This window comes from Mesorhizobium sp. M1406 (assembly GCF_040317555.1).
Lineage (GTDB): Bacteria > Pseudomonadota > Alphaproteobacteria > Rhizobiales > Rhizobiaceae > Mesorhizobium.
Genome location: NZ_JAMYKW010000001.1, coordinates 482,501 through 485,000, shown reverse-complemented (window position 1 = coordinate 485,000; position 2,500 = coordinate 482,501). Strand labels below are relative to the sequence as shown.

Below are 2,500 nucleotides of genomic sequence, written 5' to 3'. Positions count from 1 at the left end.
GCGGTTATCCCGTCCGGATATAGCTACCCTGCTATGCGGCTGGCGCCACAACAGGTCCACCAGAGATCCGTCCATCCCGGTCCTCTCGTACTAGGGACAGATCCTTTCAATATTCCTACACCCACGGCAGATAGGGACCGAACTGTCTCACGACGTTCTGAACCCAACTCACGTACCGCTTTAAATGGCGAACAGCCATACCCTTGGGACCTGCTCCAGCCCCAGGATGCGATGAGTCGACATCGAGGTGCCAAACAACCCCGTCGATATGGACTCTTGGGGGTCATCAGCCTGTTATCCCCGGCGTACCTTTTATCCGTTGAGCGATGGCCCTTCCACGCGGGACCACCGGATCACTATGACCGACTTTCGTCTCTGCTCGACTTGTCAGTCTCGCAGTCAGGCAGGCTTATGCCATTGCACTCAGCGAACGATTTCCGACCGTTCTGAGCCCACCATCGCGCGCCTCCGTTACTCTTTAGGAGGCGACCGCCCCAGTCAAACTACCCACCATACATTGTCCCGGACCCGGATAACGGGCCGCGGTTAGACATCCATAGTAATAAGGGTGGTATTTCAAGGGTGGCTCCACCTGAGCTGGCGCCCAGGTTTCAAAGCCTACCACCTATCCTACACATGCCACTACGAATGCCAATGTAAAGCTATAGTAAAGGTGCACGGGGTCTTTCCGTCTAACCGCAGGAACCCCGCATCTTCACGGGGAATTCAATTTCACTGAGTCTATGCTGGAGACAGCGGGGAAGTCGTTACGCCATTCGTGCAGGTCGGAACTTACCCGACAAGGAATTTCGCTACCTTAGGACCGTTATAGTTACGGCCGCCGTTTACTGGGGCTTCGATTCAGAGCTTGCACCCCTCCTCTTAACCTTCCAGCACCGGGCAGGCGTCAGACCCTATACGTCGTCTTGCGACTTCGCAGAGCCCTGTGTTTTTGATAAACAGTCGCTACCCCCTGGTCTGTGCCACCCTCCTCTACTTGCGTAGAAAAGGGTCACGCTTCTTCCGAAGTTACGCGTGCAATTTGCCGAGTTCCTTCAGCATAGTTCTCTCAAGCGCCTTGGTATACTCTACCAGACCACCAGTGTCGGTTTCGGGTACGGTTTATAAGGAGGAGCTATTTCCTGGAACCACGCAGCAGCCCGTTCAATCCGATAAGATTGGACTACCTCAATGATCCGTCACTACCTCCAAGCCCACGAATATTAACGTGGTTCCCATCGACTACGCGTTTCCGCCTCGTCTTAGGGGCCGGCTAACCCTGCTCAGATTAGCTTTAAGCAGGAACCCTTGGTCTTTCGGCGGGGGAGTCTCTCACTCCCCTTACGTTACTCATGTCAGCATTCGCACTTCTGATACCTCCACCACCCCTCACGGGTATGGCTTCATCAGCTTACAGAACGCTCCGCTACCGCTTGGCCCTTGCGGACCAAACCCTAAGCTTCGGTGTATGGCTTTAGCCCCGTTACATTTTCGGCGCAAAGACCCTTATTTAGACCAGTGAGCTGTTACGCTTTCTTTAAATGATGGCTGCTTCTAAGCCAACATCCTGGTTGTTTTGGGATCCTCACATCCTTTCCCACTTAGCCATAACTTGGGGACCTTAGCTGTAGGTCAGGGTTGTTTCCCTTTTCACGACGGACGTTAGCACCCGCCGTGTGTCTGCCGACTAGTACTCCCAGGTATTCGGAGTTTGGTTAGGTTTGGTAATCCGGTGAGGACCCCTAGCCCATCCAGTGCTCTACCCCCTGGGGTATTCGGTCGACGCTCTACCTAAATAGATTTCGCGGAGAACCAGCTATTTCCGAGTTTGATTGGCCTTTCACCCCTAGCCACAAGTCATCCCGAACTATTGCAACAGTTATGGGTTCGGTCCTCCAGTAAGTGTTACCTTACCTTCAACCTGCTCATGGCTAGATCACTCGGTTTCGGGTCTAATGCGACGAACTGAACGCCCTATTCAGACTCGCTTTCGCTGCGCCTACACCTAGCGGTTTAAGCTTGCTCGTCACACTAAGTCGCTGACCCATTATACAAAAGGTACGTGGTCACCCAGGACGAACCTTGGGCTTCCACTGTTTGTAGGCAATCGGTTTCAGGTACTCTTTCACTCCCCTTGTCGGGGTGCTTTTCACCTTTCCCTCACGGTACTAGTTCGCTATCGGTCATGCACGAGTACTTAGGCTTGGAGGGTGGTCCCCCCAATTTCAGACAGGATTTCACGTGTCCCGCCTTACTCGAGGACGATTGATTGCATTACGCGTACGGGGCTGTCACCCACTATGGCCCTACTTTCCAGAAGGTTCCGCTTGTCTCTCAATCGCCACTGGCCTGGTCCGGGTTCGCTCGCCACTACTTCCGGAGTCTCGGTTGATGTCCTTTCCTACGGGTACTTAGATGTTTCAGTTCCCCGCGTTCGCCACTTTACCCCTATGTATTCAGGGTAAGTTACCTATTATCGATACTTGGAAACCACAGCAGC

1 rRNA gene (only partly in view) is annotated in these 2,500 nt (G+C 53.4%); it reads right to left on the bottom strand.

Going from position 1 to position 2,500, the window contains the following annotated elements:
- Positions 1 to 2,500, bottom strand: a 23S ribosomal RNA gene (locus NKH03_RS02440) (it extends past both window edges: 141 nt to the left, 181 nt to the right).